The 17944-nt window shown below is 40.6% G+C and carries 22 protein-coding genes and 1 pseudogene; 8 read left to right on the top strand and 15 right to left on the bottom strand.

The annotated features are described in order from the left end of the window. The first annotated feature begins 110 nt into the window (after positions 1-110). On the top strand, positions 111-458 hold the full coding sequence (locus D5F11_RS22845; RefSeq protein ID WP_120118499.1) for a DoxX family protein: 348 nt from the start codon (positions 111-113) through the stop codon (positions 456-458). A gap of 245 nt (positions 459-703) precedes the next feature. Here the strand turns inward: D5F11_RS22845 and D5F11_RS22840 are convergent, their stop codons facing one another. From D5F11_RS22840 to D5F11_RS22815, 6 genes and pseudogenes are all read right to left on the bottom strand, one after another. Next, positions 704-1063, bottom strand: a complete 360-nt coding sequence (locus D5F11_RS22840) for a LysR family transcriptional regulator substrate-binding protein (protein ID WP_342776057.1) — start codon at positions 1061-1063, stop codon at positions 704-706. Between the two features lie 190 nt (positions 1064-1253). After that, a pseudogene (locus D5F11_RS27590) lies at positions 1254-1355 on the bottom strand (LysR family transcriptional regulator); the annotation flags it as partial. Positions 1356-1395: 40 nt separating this feature from the next. Then, complete coding sequence (gene bla, locus D5F11_RS22830; protein ID WP_244862006.1) at positions 1396-2274, bottom strand: class A beta-lactamase; 879 nt, start codon at positions 2272-2274, stop codon at positions 1396-1398. 547 nt (positions 2275-2821) lie between these two features. Next, positions 2822-3265: a DUF3955 domain-containing protein gene (locus tag D5F11_RS22825; RefSeq protein WP_120118497.1), complete on the bottom strand. Its 444-nt coding sequence runs from the start codon at positions 3263-3265 to the stop codon at positions 2822-2824. Positions 3266-3706: 441 nt separating this feature from the next. Then, entirely contained in the window at positions 3707-3895 is a 189-nt protein-coding gene (locus D5F11_RS22820) for a hypothetical protein (RefSeq protein ID WP_120118496.1), read from the bottom strand. Between the two features lie 11 nt (positions 3896-3906). Next, positions 3907-4035, bottom strand: coding sequence for a transposase (locus tag D5F11_RS22815; RefSeq protein ID WP_120118495.1), 129 nt, complete (start codon positions 4033-4035; stop codon positions 3907-3909). 320 nt (positions 4036-4355) lie between these two features. On the opposite strand from D5F11_RS22815, the gene D5F11_RS22810 reads away from it, so the two are divergent. Next, positions 4356-4952: an ankyrin repeat domain-containing protein gene (locus D5F11_RS22810; protein WP_120118502.1), complete on the top strand. Its 597-nt coding sequence runs from the start codon at positions 4356-4358 to the stop codon at positions 4950-4952. A gap of 200 nt (positions 4953-5152) precedes the next feature. Next, positions 5153-5638, top strand: a complete 486-nt coding sequence (locus D5F11_RS22805) for a nucleoside deaminase (protein WP_120118494.1) — start codon at positions 5153-5155, stop codon at positions 5636-5638. Positions 5639-5781: 143 nt separating this feature from the next. Here D5F11_RS22805 and thiD read toward each other — a convergent pair whose 3' ends face one another. Both thiD and D5F11_RS25715 read right to left on the bottom strand, forming a co-directional pair. Further along, positions 5782-6609, bottom strand: coding sequence for a bifunctional hydroxymethylpyrimidine kinase/phosphomethylpyrimidine kinase (thiD, locus tag D5F11_RS22800; RefSeq protein WP_120118493.1), 828 nt, complete (start codon positions 6607-6609; stop codon positions 5782-5784). Between the two features lie 156 nt (positions 6610-6765). Next, a complete protein-coding gene (locus D5F11_RS25715; protein ID WP_143253786.1) occupies positions 6766-6948 on the bottom strand; it encodes a hypothetical protein in 183 nt (60 codons plus the stop codon). A 99-nt stretch (positions 6949-7047) separates the two neighbouring features. Between D5F11_RS25715 and D5F11_RS22795 the strand changes: the two genes are divergently transcribed. Then, positions 7048-7812 (top strand): MerR family transcriptional regulator, encoded by a 765-nt coding sequence (locus D5F11_RS22795; RefSeq protein ID WP_120118492.1) that lies wholly within the window; start codon positions 7048-7050, stop codon positions 7810-7812. 306 nt (positions 7813-8118) lie between these two features. Here D5F11_RS22795 and D5F11_RS22790 read toward each other — a convergent pair whose 3' ends face one another. After that, on the bottom strand, positions 8119-9369 hold the full coding sequence (locus tag D5F11_RS22790) for a DUF5068 domain-containing protein (RefSeq protein ID WP_120118491.1): 1251 nt from the start codon (positions 9367-9369) through the stop codon (positions 8119-8121). A gap of 291 nt (positions 9370-9660) precedes the next feature. Between D5F11_RS22790 and D5F11_RS22785 the strand changes: the two genes are divergently transcribed. From D5F11_RS22785 to D5F11_RS22770, 4 genes are all read left to right on the top strand, one after another. After that, a complete protein-coding gene (locus D5F11_RS22785) occupies positions 9661-10395 on the top strand; it encodes a GTP pyrophosphokinase (protein WP_120118490.1) in 735 nt (244 codons plus the stop codon). A gap of 7 nt (positions 10396-10402) precedes the next feature. Further along, on the top strand, positions 10403-10831 hold the full coding sequence (locus D5F11_RS22780; protein WP_120118489.1) for a DUF5392 family protein: 429 nt from the start codon (positions 10403-10405) through the stop codon (positions 10829-10831). Between the two features lie 15 nt (positions 10832-10846). Continuing rightward, on the top strand, positions 10847-11467 hold the full coding sequence (locus tag D5F11_RS22775; RefSeq protein WP_120118488.1) for a TetR/AcrR family transcriptional regulator: 621 nt from the start codon (positions 10847-10849) through the stop codon (positions 11465-11467). A 233-nt stretch (positions 11468-11700) separates the two neighbouring features. Continuing rightward, entirely contained in the window at positions 11701-12096 is a 396-nt protein-coding gene (locus tag D5F11_RS22770; RefSeq protein WP_120118487.1) for an SLAP domain-containing protein, read from the top strand. A gap of 28 nt (positions 12097-12124) precedes the next feature. Here D5F11_RS22770 and D5F11_RS22765 read toward each other — a convergent pair whose 3' ends face one another. Genes D5F11_RS22765 through D5F11_RS22740 form a run of 6 tightly spaced genes read right to left on the bottom strand, consistent with a single transcriptional unit; the run spans position 12125 to position 17900 of the window. After that, positions 12125-12922: an HAD-IIA family hydrolase gene (locus D5F11_RS22765; protein ID WP_120118486.1), complete on the bottom strand. Its 798-nt coding sequence runs from the start codon at positions 12920-12922 to the stop codon at positions 12125-12127. Between the two features lie 18 nt (positions 12923-12940). Further along, positions 12941-14062, bottom strand: coding sequence for an ABC transporter ATP-binding protein (locus tag D5F11_RS22760; protein WP_120118485.1), 1122 nt, complete (start codon positions 14060-14062; stop codon positions 12941-12943). Further along, positions 14040-14840: a sugar phosphate isomerase/epimerase family protein gene (locus tag D5F11_RS22755; RefSeq protein ID WP_120118484.1), complete on the bottom strand. Its 801-nt coding sequence runs from the start codon at positions 14838-14840 to the stop codon at positions 14040-14042. Before D5F11_RS22755 ends, D5F11_RS22760 begins: the two co-directional genes overlap by 23 nt. A gap of 18 nt (positions 14841-14858) precedes the next feature. Next, a complete protein-coding gene (locus D5F11_RS22750) occupies positions 14859-15644 on the bottom strand; it encodes a carbohydrate ABC transporter permease (RefSeq protein ID WP_120118483.1) in 786 nt (261 codons plus the stop codon). Positions 15645-15656: 12 nt separating this feature from the next. Next, positions 15657-16541, bottom strand: coding sequence for a carbohydrate ABC transporter permease (locus D5F11_RS22745; protein WP_120118482.1), 885 nt, complete (start codon positions 16539-16541; stop codon positions 15657-15659). A gap of 21 nt (positions 16542-16562) precedes the next feature. Next, positions 16563-17900 carry an ABC transporter substrate-binding protein gene (locus D5F11_RS22740; protein WP_120118481.1) on the bottom strand — a complete coding sequence of 446 codons (1338 nt, stop codon included), beginning with the start codon at positions 17898-17900 and terminating at the stop codon, positions 16563-16565. Between the last annotated feature and the right edge of the window lie 44 nt (positions 17901-17944).

Raw genomic sequence — 17944 nt, 5'->3', positions numbered from 1 at the left:
CCGCCCTTTATATTCCTTGAAGTGGGAGTCTTCTGTCAGGAAATGATAAAAAATGAAAACAAGCAATGTTTGTCCAACACAAACATATAGTTTACAAAGGGGAGATGGTAATGATCACTTTGGTAAGGTGGGCGGTCGCCTATGTGTTCATTGTTTCCGGGGCCATGAAATGGATGAATCAGGAACTGGCAGACACATTCATACAGCTGAGGCTGCCGTATCCCGAAAAGCTGATGCTTGCAGTCGCGGTGACCGAGGTTGTGTGCGGGATTTTGATTTTGATCAATAAGGGAACAAGGCTGGCTGCAGTGCCATTAATGGGAATCATGGTGGCAGCATTGATATTGACAAAAATTCCTTTGATTTCATCTGGGTTCATGCAGTTTGCTTTTGCTGCAAGGCTGGATATCGTGATGATTTTGCTCCTTTTTGTCTTGTATAATCACCGAGGAAAATAATTGAGGTGAGGTTGATTATTCCCCCCAATGAGGATGATTAACGAAAGCTACATCACATACAATTAGACTTCTGAGCCTTTGGAAAACAGAGGTTTCCAAGGGATCTGGACAGGTTTATTTTAATATAGGTTAGTTGGTTCATATAGCTAAACAAAAGCCAATTTATCTACACGCACCCTCTGAGTCATTGTCTAATCCACGAACCAAGGGCCTAAGGTAGCTTCATGAATCGTATAATGCTACGTTTATATCGCTTTGTTTGTGAACAATTCTATAAACTTTTGGGCTGTATTAGATAAACGGTGATTTTTCAGCCATACTAATCCGACCGGGGCAGCCATCTCCATTATACTGGATATTTTGTAAGCGTATATAGCATACTCTTTATATCGCTTAAGCAGGGTTTCTGGAACAATTGATGCACAAAAGTCAGATGAAACCAAATCCATCAAAAGTGAAATGTCTGAACATTCTTCAATAATTTTGGGGTGCAGGTGAAATCGAGAAAAAGCTTCCAAAATCAAATAATGCACACCTAACCCCTGTGTACTGGGCAATAAGAGCGGCAGGTCCTGAATATCCATAAGCGATACGTCTTCAATCAAATGCGCCTTGGCGTATTTGCGCCCAGATTTTATCGAGCTTCGCTCGATAAATTTCCTCTGAAAATCTGTGGCATCCGCCGGAGGCTTTGACTTTATTCAGCCAGGGTTTGAACCCCCACTGAATGGAATACTAATATGCATTCATCTCACCACTTACAGAAGTGGGAGATTTCTGCTGAATGAAGTTAAATAACTTCTTCTTATTGGATGTAATCACATAAAACGGTTCCGTATAAAGGTGAAGAACCGAAAAATCATCCAACTCAAGCGGCAATCGAATGATAGCGAGTTCTGCCCACCAACTCCTTGGTACAAACTAATCAGCCTCTCATTCACTTTAGAGTGTTAAGTGCGACCTTAGCAGCTTGCGCGATCAGCGCATCGTCATACTCAGCATCCTCCGTATTTTTTTTTGACAGAATCGCAATGACAATTGGTTCTCTGTTTGGAGACCAAACAATGGCAACATCATTCCTCGTTCCATAACCTCCGGCCCCGCTCTTATCACCAACCTCCCAGCCTTCAGGTGCGCTTGCACGAATTAGTGTATCTCCTGTAGCATTGCCTTTTAGCCAATTTGTGAACAATTCACGTTTATCGTCGGAAAGTAAGTCGCTGACTCCGAAAGCCTGAAGACTGGTGGCAAGAGCTCTCGGTGTGCTGGTATCACGAGTTTCTCCTAGGGTAAATTCATTTAAATCTGGTTCAAAGCGATCCGCTTGGGTAACGTTATCACCCATTTGCCTTAAGGCTTGTTCAAATCCTTTAGGACCTCCTAATGCCTCAAATAGGAGGTTCCCCGCGGTGTTGTCACTGAACCGGACCGCCGCTTCACTTAATTCCAAAAGGGTCATCCCGGTATCCACGTGTTTCTCTGTAATCGGAGAATAGGAAACTAAATCATCCTCGGTGTAGGTGATAACTTCCATAAGATCTTCCAAATAGTTCTGCTGCAGCAAGATGGCTGCGGCTAAAGCTTTGTAAGTAGATGCAAAAGCGAAGCGCTCTTCTGGTCGATATTCGATAGTCTGATTCGTGCCCGTATCAATCGCATAGACACCAATCCGAGCGTCAAACTCGTTCTCGAGTTGGGCAAACTTTTCATCTGTATTTGCTGTTTGTCCCACTTCATTCTCCTCTTTAGACAGAGAATTAGTCGAATTGTCTTTATCCACGCAAGCAGTGAGTGTAATCACCGCGACCAACAACATAAGCAGTGTAAAATGATGCATGCTGAATTTGTTTTTATATGTTTTTATCAAATTCATAACCTCTTTCTAGTTCTATCCAAAATATAACTTGCTTCTTTGACCTAGCAATGATGAAGTGTGTAATTTCTTTACTGATTGCTAATAAAAATATATTAATTTGTTGGCTGTTTGCTGTATCTTTACTTATAACACTAATTCAAAATCACTAATGTAGCCACGTAATACCCAACCTTTACACCATTTAATTATCATTTGACTACAACATTGCAAAATACTACAACTGTAGTCTATAAATGTCAATCCCTTTAATCTAAAAAGCTAGATGCAATTTGGAATAAATACGGACGTACAGCATTATATAGAGCTTCATCATTAACTACAGCCGGGGCGAGTAGAATTTAACTGGGGGATTATAGCATCGTATTGCACTGGCTTTGTCTAATAGGTAATAAAAACGCGACGCTCCCCGGCTAAGAAGACAAAAAATCCCAGTTAAACAGTCTATTACTGAAATAACTGGGAATATGTGAATCAGAGGATCAAATAACTACTTTTTTATTATTTTTTTTGCCAAAGCAATTAATAAACCTATAACTCCACTCAATAAAAATAAATACCCAATTGGAATTAGGAAAAATGGTTCATTTAGCATGCCGTTACTATCTACTTCTGATCCAATAAGTGCCTTTGCTAAAAAGCAAATTGCTCCGATTGTTAACAAAATGATACTTATCAAGTTCATTCTTGCTTTTCTTACTTCGCTTCCGTCTTTTACCAATTTGTTTGTCATAGTATCATCCCCCAAAATTAATTGATCAAGAGAAAGATTAAATGTTTGAGCGATTTGGACCACCATTTGCAAATCAGGTAAATTTCGATTGTTTTCCCAACTAGAAATAGTTTGTCTTGATACATTTAATTTTTGTGCTAACTGTTCTTGAGTTAACTTACCATTAGTTCTTATCTTTTTTATTTGTGCTCCAAAATCCATAGAATCAACTCTCCTTGTCAATTTATTTATAAATGAAAAATGCTTATTTTTAAAGATTGAGTAACAAGCAATAGCTATAAATCAGCGCTTGCATTACTGTCATTATAGAAATTCGATTCTTGCTCTGGGCCAGGTGCACTTACTTTACGGTTGTCAATATAAATTTGCGATAGCGGACCGGAGGGAGCATAAGGAGCAAATTTATATTGACAACCTCGCCAGACCCAAACCCTCTTGGCTTGTCGAAAAATCCATTTTTTCGCTTATCGTCCCAATTACTTGATTCTTTACAGCTCATATTCGAACAAAATAGTAACCTCTGATTGAACTCCTAGCGAGCATTAGATTGGTTACTTTTTTCGAAAAAGAAACTTCCTTTCACATCTTTTTACGGCACTAACATTATTTTTGGGGTATTCGGAAAATAGTGTGGAAAGAGGGCTATAAAGAACCCTCCTCCATTGCCTTAGTCAGTGTGGAAAAATCAGCACCATAGATTTCTTCATACACCCATTCATAACCAGTTTGTTCCCAATTTGGGAATTGATCAGGTAACATTTTTCCGAAAGTAATTTCAACTTCTTTGAATTTCTTTTTCTTTTTAATTTTACGATAACCTTTGGGGAACAAAACCTTTGCTCTTAGGGCTTCAAAAGAGTAACCATGACCAACAGATTCATTATCTTAATTAATCGATTTAGGGATTCTGTATAGGTGTTTGTTATGGGGGAATTGAAGTAGTTAAATATTTCTTCTTCCCAATTATTCATAGCCTTAATTAGATCTTAAAAATAAGTCATTAATTCTTTAGGTACATTTGAAAGCCAGTTTTGACTGAGCTTATAGGCTCCGTTGATTGACACTCCTTTTCTTATATACGAAAAACCTTAGCAAAGCATATTTTATATATATTTTTCGTTAAGATATCTTCATGTTACCATATTTTTATAGAGTCAAAAAAGGAGGGTGGACGATGTATCGTTACGGCATAATCTTTATTGTCGCTCTGCTTTCCGCATGTCAGAGTGTTCCAAACTCCTCACAAGATTTACAGAAACAACCACAATCCAGTGAAAAGAAGGTGGAAGTAATGGACCAACAGTTAATTGCTTCAGCAGAAAATGGAAAGACTGATGATGTTTTGGCATTGCTTCAAGATGGGGCAGATATTAATGCAACAGATGACCAAGGAAGAACAGCCGTCATGGCAGCAACTTATAACAATCAAGTAGATACAGTAAAGACGTTGATACAAAAAGGCGCCGACATTAATATTCGCGACAAAAATTTAGACAATGTGCTCCTGCATGCTGGAGCATCAGGGAAGCTTGAAATCCTCAAGCTTGCAATTGAAGGTGGTGCCGATACAAAGCTTACAAACCGATTCGGAGGTACAGCTCTAATTCCAGCTTCAGAACGTGGACATGTTGAAGTTGTTCGCGAGTTGCTTACCCATTCAGACATTAATGTCAATCACATCAACAACTTGCATTGGACCGCTTTATTGGAAGCAGTTATTTTAGGAGATGGTGGAGAAAAACATCAAAAAATCGTACAACTGCTAGTCGAACATGGTGCAGATGTGAATATAGGCGATAGCGATGGGATCACTCCTTTGCAACACGCAAAAAAACTTGGATTCAAGGAAATTGAAAGCCTATTAATAAAGGCAAATGAAAAAAGTTAGGGATTCAAATGCCATGAAAGTCCAACGGCATAGGGATGAAGCAGCACATTAAATTTTAGTTCCTTACAAATTGCGGTCTCGATACATGGTCAGGTTAAAAAGTTAAGGAATACAGTTTTTATTATAGCCTTCGTTACGTTCTTAATCCTGAAGAAGAGTAAACGAGGAGCTGCCAATACATTTACAAGGAGGACTCAATCATGATTAATGAGACAGATTTAAAACATCTGCAACGTTGTATTGATCTTGCAAGGACTGCTTTAAAGAAGGGAGACGAGCCCTTCGGCTCCATCCTTGTCTCAGCCAACGGAGAAGTACTTGTAGAAGACCATAACCATGTTGCCGGGGGCGACCATACCCAACATCCGGAATTTGCATTGGCGCGCTGGGCGGCTCAGAACATGACACCAGAAGAAAGAAGCAAGGCGACAGTGTATACCTCTGGAGAACATTGTCCCATGTGTGCTGCTGCACACGGATGGGTTAGATTAGGTCGGATCGTTTATGCAAGTTCCTCCAAACAATTGGGGCAATGGTTGAACGAGCTTGGAGTTACCGCAACATCGCGTGTCCGCAGTCTTCCGATCAAGGAAGTCATTCGTGATACGGAAGTAGACGGCCCAGTTCCCGAGCTTGCGGAGCAAGTCCGTCAACTACATCACCAATATTACAAATCGAAGCAGTGAGAAACGACTAGATTCTGCGTCATCGCGGACACTCTTGTGTTAGGCTAGCTGCCGCTTCTGTCTTCGCAACTCGAGACTAGTGTGCCCACATGCCGGGCATATCATGAAGAAGCCAGATCCGCTCCCGGATCTGGCTTCTTCATTTATTCAATTGTGATGTGTACCCCTGTTTCACCATATTTCTGGTAGGCGGCATGGTATGTTGGGCCAACGCCGCGTTTAAATGTAATCGAGTGCCGGATGGCTGCTGTAATGAATTTTTTCGCTTCTTCCACAGCTTCCTGGACTGATTTTCCTTTGGCCAGCTGAGCCGTGATAGCTGCTGAATAGCTGCATCCCGCTCCATTTGTATGGATTGTATCAATTCGGGGAGCTTTAAGCATGTGGAATTTTTCACCATCAAATAATACATCGACCGCAGGGCCCTCTAAACGCCCGCCTTTAACAAGGACGTATTTCGGACCTAGTTTTTGTAATTCAACTGCTGCTTGTTTCAAATCATCAACTGAATGAAGCGGCTGATCGGTTTCCAACAGTCGCGCAGCTTCTGGCATATTCGGCGTAATAATTGTGGCTAACGGGATCAATTTTGTTTTTACAGCCTCAATAGCGTCGTCCTTTAACAACGCAGATCCCATTTTTCCGATCATAACTGGATCTACAACAATATTAGGAGTGTCCGTCTCCTTAATCCACTTGGCCACATTGGTGATAATTTCCTCGGTAAAAAGCATCCCCGTTTTTATCGCATCTGCTCCAATATCGCGCAGTGCAGTGTAAACCTGCGCTTCAATAGCATCAAAAGCTATCGGAAAAACACCCTGGTCTGTACGTGGGTGATTGGCTACAATCGCCGTAATGGCACTAAGCCCAAACACATCCATCTCTTGGAATGTCTTTAGATCCGCCTGAATCCCAGCTCCGCCTCGCGCGGCAGAACCGGCTATCGATAATGCTCTAGGTATACTCATGTGATCCACCCTTCCTGACTATTGAATCAAATAAAGATCAGTTTTAGAAAATAAAATCCTATTCATATTATCCTGCAACCATAAGAGCTTTGGCAAGAAGTTGGCAGCTTTGTATCAAATGCGCCTTGGCGTATTTGCGCCCAGATTTTATCGAGCTTAAGCTCGATAAATTTCCTCTGAAAATCTGTGGCATCCGCCGGAGGCTTTAACTTTATTCAGCCGGGGTTTGAACCCCCACTGAATGGAATACCAATATGCATTCATCTCACCACTTACAGAAGTGGAAGATTTCTGCTGAATGAAGTTAAACAGACTTCCCCGTCTAGTGATTAATCTCATTGTGTCAGCCTGAAACGAAAAATTGTTACAAATCCCACTTGAACCTCCAGTTGCGTGAGGTTTTATAATGGTTGTAATCTTCTTTATGGGGGTATTCGCATGAAAGAAAATAATAAGTATTCTATTGGAGAATTCTCAGAAAAAACAGGGATTTCTATTCGGACTTTACATTATTATGACGAAATTGGCCTCTTACAGCCGGAAAAGCATTCGTCGTCAGGCCACCGGATTTACAAGCACCAAGATATTTTAACCTTACAGAAAATCATAAGTCTAAAGTTCCTCGGATATAGCTTGGATAAAATTCTGGATTTGTTACACGAATCGAGTATTACAACTGATTTAAACGAAACTTTAACCCTCCACCTGCAAGCACTAAAAAAAGAACAGGAACGAATTGAACAATCAATGTCTGCAATTCAGAGAGTGATTAAATTACTTGAGGAAGAAGGAGAAGTAGACAGCGCCATCCTGTTCAGCCTTATTCATGGCTGGCAAACGGAAAATATACAAAATGAATGGATGGAAAAGCACAGGCTAACGGATATAGCGGAAGAGTTATCAAAGAAAACGGAAGAAGAAAAGATCACCTTAGATCAATCCTATATTCAATTGGCTAAGGAAGTAAAACAATTGTATGGCAGGCCTGTAGAAGATCCGGAAGTACAAGAAATGGTTAAAACGTATCTGGAAGCGTCTCTTGAGTTTCTAGGTGAGGATTTAATACAAAAGCTGGCTAATACCGACGTGGAAGAACTGGATATTCAAGAGCTTGAAAACACACCTTCTCCATTTACAGAAGATGAACAAAATTGGCTGAATCAAGCAATGGAATATTATACGCAACAAACAGAAATGGAATAAGAAAAGCGTCCGTTTAGCAGCGCTTGGCTTATGACCTCGAGCCGATGGCACTCAGCAGGCTCAGGGCGCGACATCCTGTCGCTTCGCTTGCACTAGCACGTCCTGTGCGTCGAAGCCGATGTTGACTTATCTTAGTGCCCTGAAACCACTTCCTTGAAAAACATCCACGCAGAAGAAGCGTAGCTTTTTCGAGGAAAGGATTGCGAAGTTTGCTAGTCACTAGGGATTTTCTTATCTTTCAAATAAAAATCCGGCCCAACATGAAATGTTTATCATGTTGGGCCGGATTCATTTTCCACCCAATCATTATTTCTTCACAGGCAAGTCAAATGAGACAGATTTCTCTTTGAATAAAGCCTTGGCGTTTTCATCTTTCAGCGGTCCGATTTGCAGCTCAAACTTTTTGAAAATGTCAAACTCGTCTTTCCTGAATAGGAACACAGTGAGAATCTCATCTTTGTCGCCAGGGTTGAACGTACCGCTATAACTCGGTTCAAGCATTCCCTGGTTGAACATCGTTCCACGGTCATCATCAATTATCAGTTTTCTGTCTATCAAAAACTTATCGAAAGGAGTCTCGCTTCCGTTTTCAATTGTCGTCTTCACAGTCAATGCGACCAGTCCACCATCGCCAAAATTGGTGAATCTATCAGCATGTGCATCTGTCGGAGTCACATTAGCATACTGAACACCATCTAAAGTGATTTTAACTCCATCGATTTCTTTAGTCTCTTTCATATCAGTCTTTTGGAAAAAGATTTCTTTATCCGCAATGTTGTCTGTTACCATCTTATCTTGGTAAAGCTCTGCTGTTGTTTCTGCTTTTTTTGCACCACCCTCATTAAAAGGCAGTTTGAAAACTGCGTCTTCACCAAGTTTCTTGCTGACGTCGTCATCAAGGAACAATGAGTCAATTTTCAGCGTAGGCGTAGTCAACTTTTCAAATTGCGCTTTTGTCATCGAGTGGGCATTCATTCCTGTAAAACTTTTCCCTTTGGAATACTGAGAGGCATGTTCCGTGCTGTCGTCCTTCAGCCATTCATCCCGATCGACAAAATGCTGTCTTGGAATAATATATTCTTCGCCATCATCTGATAGCAAAGAAACACCGCCTGCATAATAAACGTCCTCATCGGCCTTATTATCCAAAGTCATTTTATAAGTGAGGACATACCCTTCATTCTCATCGTCAAAATCGGTCTTGGCGGACTCGTTCATATTGGATACGTGAACGATTTGGTACTCATCAATTTCAATCGTCACGTCCTCACTATAAGCGTGCTTTAATCCAGGATTTTTGTTTGTATAAACAACTTTGACATCCCCGCCTGTTTTTTCTTTAATATACGAATTCAATTCGGAACCATCATCTTCTTTTTTTGCGGATTTCTTCTCCTCGTCTTTTTGCTCGGCATCCGCTTCAACAGTTTTTTTGTCATCTGCTTTCTCTTCAGTTGAGGCCGGCTTCGCCTTTTCTTTTTTATCGTCGGCCTTGCTCCCACATGCTCCAAGCAAAAGGACTGCCATCATCAACATGACAAACTTTTTAACATTCATTCCATAATCCCCTTTTTACAATTTTTATCAACAAGTATCATAGCATTTACAAAGTGATCTGAGTGCTTTTCGAGATAAAACAAAACGAATGACCTAATCGCGCAAAAGGATACAATTAGTTCATATAGCTTGTTTCCAACCATTTTTTAACAATTATATCAATCTATTGTTTTAACTCTTCTTTTTTTGTACTTAAGATCATTTTTTATCAAAGATAAATTGACTAGTGACACATTGTCATTTACACTGGACATATAGATATGACATTGTGTCACAAAAGGAGTCTGTATGATGGCAACGATAGTTGAAAATGAACTCGACAGTTTGAAAAATCTGAAGGACTCATTTGTCCGTTTCATGATGACCTACAAATTTGCCTTAGAAGAAGTGAATACAAAAATCAATATTTTAAAGCAAGAGTTCCAATACGCTGATGATTATAATCCGATTGAACATATCACATCGCGACTCAAGTCTCCGGAAAGCATTATTAATAAAGCTTACAGAAAAGGATTTGACCTTACACTTTCGTCCATCAAGGAAAACATCCGAGATATTGCTGGTGTACGGATTACATGCTCTTTCATTTCCGACATTTATAAGATAAGCCGCATGCTGCAAAATCAAAAAGATATCAAATTGATTGAAGTGAAAGATTATGTAAAAAACCCGAAGCCCAATGGCTATCGAAGTTTACATTTAATTATTCAAATTCCGGTTTTCATGTCCAATCGAGTAAATGATGTGTATGTAGAAGTACAAATTCGAACGATTGCCATGGACTTCTGGTCCAGTCTTGAACATAAAATCTATTATAAATATAGCGGTGAAATACCAAAAGAACTCAAGGAAGAATTGACAGAAGCTGCGTTTTCAGCGTTGAAGCTTGATGAGAAAATGGAAAATATCCATGACCAGGTGAACAAAATCAAAAAACATAGTCAATTTGAGCAAAGTCTGCCATTTGATGGCCCGCTTCAAATTACCGAAGAAATCTTACGACAAATACAACAAAATAAGGAGTGAAGCAATTATGTTTCCAATCGCAAATGTTCCTCCTTTTATACAGAGGGAACTTGAAAAATTAAATGAGCTTATAACCCCTTTATTAAAAAAATCATCCAAATACGGATTCTGGTCCCTGCCTTTAATTCTTATTTCTATTTTCAATCTAGTCACTATATTATTTTTCATCCCAAACAGGCAAAACATGGTGCTAACCATCATCCTGTATGCTGTTCTAGGGGCTTTCGGCATGGCCCTATCCAGGGAAGCGAAACACCAGCGGAAAAAAATTCAACAAATCAGCGCAGATTATATCATCGGGCGAATTGAAAAAAGTGATATTGCTTCTCCTTCTTTGAAAAGAAAATACGCTGAATTGGTGAAGGAGTCGCCAGTATTGGCAATCAATTACTTTGTAAAATTTTTGGAAGCAGAAAATAAAGAAAACTATTATTAAAGGATGAAAGAAATCATGCCTAAATTGACATTTTACAATTTACCAGATGAAAAAAGACAAACATTGATTCAAGCGATCAAAACAGAATTTTCGAGGGTACCTCTGTTTGATGCCTCCATTTCCAATATTGTAAAAGCAGCAGGAATTCCGCGTGGAAGCTTTTATCAATATTTTGAGGACAAAGACGATGCCTTTTTCTTCTTACTCAATGAGCTGTCCGAAAAAGAAAAATACAATTTTCTCTCCATATTAACAGAACGCGAAGGAGACCTGTTTGAAACAGCTCTTGATTTTTATGAACGGATGCTTGAGGAAGAGGAGCATTTTCACTTTTTGAAAAATGCATTTCTGAACATGACACAAAAAATAGAAAGCTCATTTTCCCGAATGATCAGTGATAGAAATAAGCATGGAGAAAATTTCAAGACAACCGCAGCTTTGATTGATCGAAGCAGCCTGAACATTTCCAGCGAGAAGGAACTATTTCATGTCCTGCAAATCATCACGACAATTACATTCAGAAATTTGGTCGAAACATTCGCCCATGATTTACCCCATCAGGAATCGCTGGAAAATCTAAAAATGGAGATGAATCTAATTAAAAGAGGAATAGTCTGTGAATCTACGATCAAATAAAAGCATTGTGTAGTTTGAGAAGATAGCATAAAAAGCCTCCCCAGATAGGAACTTAAAATGATTAAAATTTTATTGATACTTTGAAGTGTGTTTTTAATGTCCTATTGGTATAGGATCAGAAAATTATTTCTCGGGAAATATGTCGAATACAATCTCTGTATTTCTGGAAATGCCACTCCATACAATTTGAAAATTGATTAATCTATATAAAACATTTGGAAAGTAGGGATTACATGACCCGATTACAGTTCCATCCCGTATGGGAAGACAAACTGACACAAAAGCAAAAAGAAGAGCTGTTTACATTTTTTGAGGGGCTGGCACCGATACATAAGGAATTCGGTGTTGCACTTGTCAGAGGAAAATATAAGAAAAACGGCGGAGCAGTCGCAACTGTGTTGTTGAGGAATGGTTTTGAAAAACCAATGGATATCGAGCGTGTGAAAGCCAAAATTTTAGACAGAGATAACATTTTGATTGCTGAAGAAGAATTTGAACTTGACCTTCGATTGCAAGCGGAATCTGCACTGCCTTGGTCATTTGTTTTTTCCAAGGATTCCGTTATAAGGCCGAGTATTGATCCCAATAACTGGATGATACATGTTCATTTACCATTAAAAAAAGAGTGACTTATACGCCCCTCTTTCTACCGCTTCTTCAGCAAGGCTGTTTCACTTTAAAAAATAATGAATTAAGATCCTTGATGATATAATCTGGATAAATTTTCATCTGGTCAACATCCTCTTTCTTTGCCACTCCCGAAAGGACAAGACAGGTACGAATTTTACTAAACTTGCCCAATAGAATATCGGTTTCCAGCCGATCGCCCACAATCAAGCACCGATCTCTCTCCACGTTTAATTGTTTAAGAATTCGCTCTCCGTAAAAAGCCGAAGGCTTCCCTGTCACTTCAAAGATAGGCTGTCCTGACGCAACTTCAATTGCGCGGGCAATCGCATAAGTATCGGAAACAACTCCCCCCGGAACTGGGCAGGTCGGATCTGGATTTGTCACTATGATCTTCGCCCCATTTCTGACAGCAGTCATGGCCAGGTTCAACTTATCATACGTAAAGGAGCGGTCCAGCCCAACCAATACATGTGTCGCTTCCAAGGGATCATCCGTCATTTTCAATGAGAAATGATTGAACTCTGTCTTGATTGCTTCTTCCCCAACAACATAAATGAGGGCGTCGGGAAAATTCTCCGAGAAATACAAAGCCGAAATAAAAGGACCCGTTAGTATTTCATCACTAGTTACGTCTACCCCCAATGCCTCCAGTCGTTTTTGGCAGCCTTCTCGTGTCTGGGTGGGCGAGTTCGTAATAAATAATACTTTTTTATCATTCATCCTCAGAAAGTCGAGCGTTTCCTTTGCTCCAGGCAAAATTTCATTCCCCAAATAAACCGTCCCGTCCAAATCAAAACAATATGCTTCAAAATCATCAATATTCATCGATTGATTCCCCCGTTGTCAACAAGATGTAAGCAAAGCCTCTCTTTGAATCTCATTTTCTATTAGCCGCTTTTCCGTCTTTTTATCGAAAATATGAGTGGATTCTTTGTTAAAGTTAAGATTGATCCTATCGCCCATTTTCAAGGTCTCGTCCGTTTTACATTTAATGACAATTTCTTGATTGGCCAATCGCGTATGAACAAGCATTTCCGCCCCATTTCTTTCGATTAATTCCACCACTCCTTTTAAAGTGGTTTCTTCCATGGTTATAGCAATATCCTCCGGCCGGATTCCCAAAACAACAGCTTCACCATTATTGGTATTCACAATGTTTTTCTCACTTTTCGAGAATGAATAGGATGCTTCGCCCAAGCCAAAAACAAATCGATCGCCCTGCACCCTGCCATGCAGAAAATTCATGCCCGGAAGCCCAATAAAACTTGCCACGAACATATTTTCAGGTGTGCTGTAAACTTCTGAAGGGGTGCCTATCTGCTGAATTACCCCGTCTTTCATAATGACAATTCTTGTGGCCATCGTCATGGCTTCCGTTTGGTCATGAGTGACATAAATCGTCGTTGTTCCCAGCTGACGGTGCAGTCTAATAATCTCCGCCCTCATATGCACACGCAGTTTGGCATCTAAATTCGATAACGGTTCATCCATCAGAAAAATACTTGAGTTACGAACGATCGCCCTCCCTAAGGCTACCCTTTGCCTCTGTCCTCCAGAAAGTTCCTTCGGTTTTCTTTTCAACAGGCTGGTCAATCCTAAGATTTCGGAAGCCTCCTCAACCTTTGCCTTCACTTGATCTTTTGCCGTCTTTTGACGCCTCAATCCAAAAGCCATGTTTTCGAACACCGTCATATGGGGATATAACGCATAATTTTGGAAAACCATGGAAATCCCCCTATTTTTCGGTTCTATCTCATTGACCCTGCGGCCATCAATCAACAAGTCTCCTTCAGAAATGTCTTCCAGACCTGCAATCATTCTTAAAGTAGTTGACTTTCCGCATCCTGATGGGCCGACAAGTACAATAAATTCCTTTTCTTCAATATCTAAGTTGAAATTCTTAACAGAATGCCCTTGGTTGCCAGGATATGTTTTGCATACATTATTTAATTGAATTTTCGACATCCGGCTTCCCCCAGTTATTTATTTTTACAAAATTCATCGAGTTCTCGGCTCGTTCAACCGTATTTGTTTCAAACACGTACTTCACAGACCTGTCCTCTAAAGCAAACAATAAAGGCCCAAAAGGAATAGTCCCTTCCCCAATCTGCAAATGTTCATCACTCACACCATGATTGTCATTGATATGCAGACCGTACAAGTGTGGAAAAGCTTTTGTACATTCCCCTAAAAACCGTGCCTGCTCATTCATATAACAATGCCCTGTATCAAGCATGATGCCTGCACGCGGGTTATCAATCATTTCAATTACCTTATTGAGCTCATCTATAGAAGTGCCCACAGCCTTTTTGGCATAAGGGACGTTTTCGACAACAAGCTTTGTTTTTTCAGGCAGCTCCCGGAGCATTTTCTTTGAAAAGTTGGCGGCTGATTCCAGCCCGTCACCAACAGACGGATTACTGCCAAGATGAAGTAAAACATATTCCACTTCCAACATTTCGGCTATAAACAAGCATTTCTCCCAAATATGCTTCGTTTCTTCCTCTACCTTTGCGGGATTAAATCCAACAATCGGCAAATGAAAACCAAACGAGACACCATTGTCTTTTCCAAGTCTCGCAACCTTCTCCAATTGTGTTCTATCCATGTCGAGCAGCAGTCTGCCATGAGATTCTCCTTCTCCCATGATCTCAATCGATTTCCAGCCTTTTAAAATGAGGGCTTCAACCGCTGCCTCAATGGGCAGTGTAAACAATGTATAGGTTGAAATTGAATAACTCAATCCGCTTCACCCTTTCCGTCATTTGATTCCTGAATGCATGAAACTCGATATGAACTGCTTTTGAAAAATGAAGAAGGCCATCAAAAGCGGTAAAGCAACAAATAAAGTAGCGGCACCAACCACTCCCCATTGAGCACCGGAATCGGATGCTTTGGCAAACATAGACAGCCCGACCGTCAGTGGACGATTTTCATCGGAGTCTGTAATGATTAACGGCCATAGGAAATTGCTCCATTGATGACATACTGAGATAAGCCCAAAGGCGATGTACGTCGGCTTTGCCAACGGAACATATACATGCCAGATTATCTGGAGCCGATTGCAGCCTTCCATCTTTGCAGCTTCTTCCAGTTCATACGGAATCCCTTTAAACGTCTGCCTGAGCAGGAAAATACCGAACGCGGAAATGAAATATGGCATCATGATGGCCAGCTTCGTATCATAAATGCCCAGCTGAGCAATCGTATTTGAGTTTGGAAAAATCAGCAGTTCAATAGGAATCATGATCTGCACAAGATAAAGAAGGAACATGATTCCCTGTCCGATGAAATTCATCCGCGCAAACGCATAGGCCGCAAGCGTCATCGTGACAAGCTGCACAGCTAAAATCATAATGACGATAACTATGGTATTGAGATAATACTGAGCGAAAGGGGCCGTTTTCCAGGCCACCGCAAAATTACTAAATGTAAATGAAAATCCTTGAGTATTTGTATCTTTAAAGGCCATATAGATGATCCCGAAGAGGGGAAGAGCCCAAAAAAGAGCCAAAACATATGTCAAAATATTAATCAGGCGACTCAACTGTACACCACCTTAGCTGTAGTGAATTTTCCGATCCGCTCCAAAAAACTGAATGGAGGCAATCACAAGCATCAAAACCAGCACTACCACCGTTGCTGAAGATGCTTTTCCGTAATCCAGGAAACGGAATGTACTTTCATAAATGTAATAAAGCAGAAGATTGCTTGCATTATTAGGACCGCCTTGTGTCATCACAACAAGCTGATCCACGGTTTTAAATGCATTTGTTGTGGCAATGACAAAAGAGAATAAAGTTGTCGGCATAATCAGCGGGAAAATGATTTTTCTGAATTGGACCCATTTCGAAGCCCCATCCATATAGGAGGCTTCCAGCAATTCCTTTGGAATATTTTGAAGCGCGGCCAGATAAAAGATCATAAAGAATCCAGCTTCCTTCCAAATAACCATCACCATGATAGCAATAAGAGCCGTGCTTGAATTTCCAAGCAAGTTCATTTCCCCTGCACCGAAGAACTTAAATAGGTTGTTAATCATCCCATATTCAGGTGTATAAAAGAACAGCCATATAAACGCTGCGGTCACCATCGGAATGACTACTGGATAAAAGAAAAACGTCCGTGCCAGGCCGCTTCCAAGCACCGTCCGGTTGACCAACATAGCCAGCCCCATTCCGATCAACACACTTGTTGGGACTGTCCCGGCAGCGAACAGCAGATTGTTGATAAACGCCTTCCGAAATACCTCATCCTCCCACATCATTTTAAAGTTCTCCGAACCGATATAAATCGGCTCTTCAGTTGATAAGTCCGATTGAAAAAAGCTCATAAGCAAGGTCTTAATAATCGGATACAACGTAAACAAGATGAGGAAAATAAGGGACGGAAGGAGAAAAAGCCAAGCAGATGCATTTTCCTTTATTTGTTTGCTTTTTCCCAATTCCTTCACCTCATTGAACGATTACTTATATGGCTTTAACAGAGCATCAGCCTCTTTTTGTGCTTTTTCCAGAGTTTCGTCTACATCCGAACCACCAATAACCGCCTGGATGGCATCAGATAAAATCTTAATGATTTTCCCCTGCTCGTAAACTGAAATTTCTTTATGAGCTTTTTCCAGCTGCTGCATCGCTGTCAACGCCTGCGGAAACGAATCCGTGTACTCTTTTAACGCAGAAGTTTCATAGCTTGATTGACGCGTAGCAATATAACCTGTGTCAATGCTCCACTGTGCTGCACGTTCGGAATCCGCAATCCATTTGATAAATTCCATTGAAGCAAGCTGTCTCTCCTCAGAAATATCCTTGAAAATATAGAAGTTTCCTCCACCTGTCGGAGTGGCAGCACGCTCATTTTCTGGTAAATAAGCGACACCAAATTCAAAATCAGCATTGTTTTTAACATTCGTCAGGTTCCCTGTAGTTGAGAGCATCATCGCTGTCTTTCCTTCGATGAAGTCTGAAGGAACTGTATTCCAGTCAAGCACGCCCTCTGGCATCACTTTATGTTTCTTGGACAAATCAACCCAGTATTGAAGAGCTGTTTTGGCTGCGTCAGAGTTAAAATATACCTCTTTACCGTCATCACTCATTAGATTTCCTTGACCTGCTTGCAGCGCAAGTGCCTGATAGATCCAATAGCCGCTGATGGTAGCCGGCAGCTCAATTCCCCACTGCCCGTCTTTCGAAAGTTTTTTACCATATTCGACAACCTCATCCCAATTTTCAGGAGCTTTTTCCGGATCCAGACCAGCTTTCTTGAATAGATCTTTGTTGTAATAGAGCAAGACCGTGCTCCTTTGGAATGGAACAGACCAAGTTTTTCCTTCCGCCTGTGAGTTCAGCATGAATCCCGGGAAGAAATCATCCATCATTTTTTTTGCTTCAGGATCCTTTTCAATCATGTCGTCCAAAGGTAGAATGGCATCTTTCAATTGGAAGAGATCCACTGACAGAAGAACTGCCAAATCCGGAGCCTTTCCGTTTTTAACGGCCGTCTGCACCTTTGTCATGGACTCATCGTAGTTTCCGCTGTATACCGGTGTTACCGTGACCTTTTTTCCATCCACTTCTATTCCTTCTTTGTTGAACTCCTCGGCATATCCGTCAATCACTTTTGTAATTTCACCGCCGACATTCACTGGGTAATACCAGGTCAGATCAATGGTGTCCCCATTGGATTCTCCAGATTTTGAAGCACCTGATTTGCTGCCATCCGAACTTGAAGAGTTGCTGCCGCATGCACTTAGCACAGTAAAAACAAATAATAAGAGTGCCAGAAATATTGGTGTTTTTCTCATTGTTTTTTCAACCTCTTTCTTATTGAGATATTGTCCCGGTAAAA

The sequence above is a fragment of the Siminovitchia terrae genome, from assembly GCF_003605405.2.
In the GTDB taxonomy this organism is placed as follows: Bacteria; Bacillota; Bacilli; order Bacillales; family Bacillaceae_C; genus Siminovitchia; species Siminovitchia terrae.
This window is presented reverse-complemented; position numbering and strand designations above follow the sequence as displayed.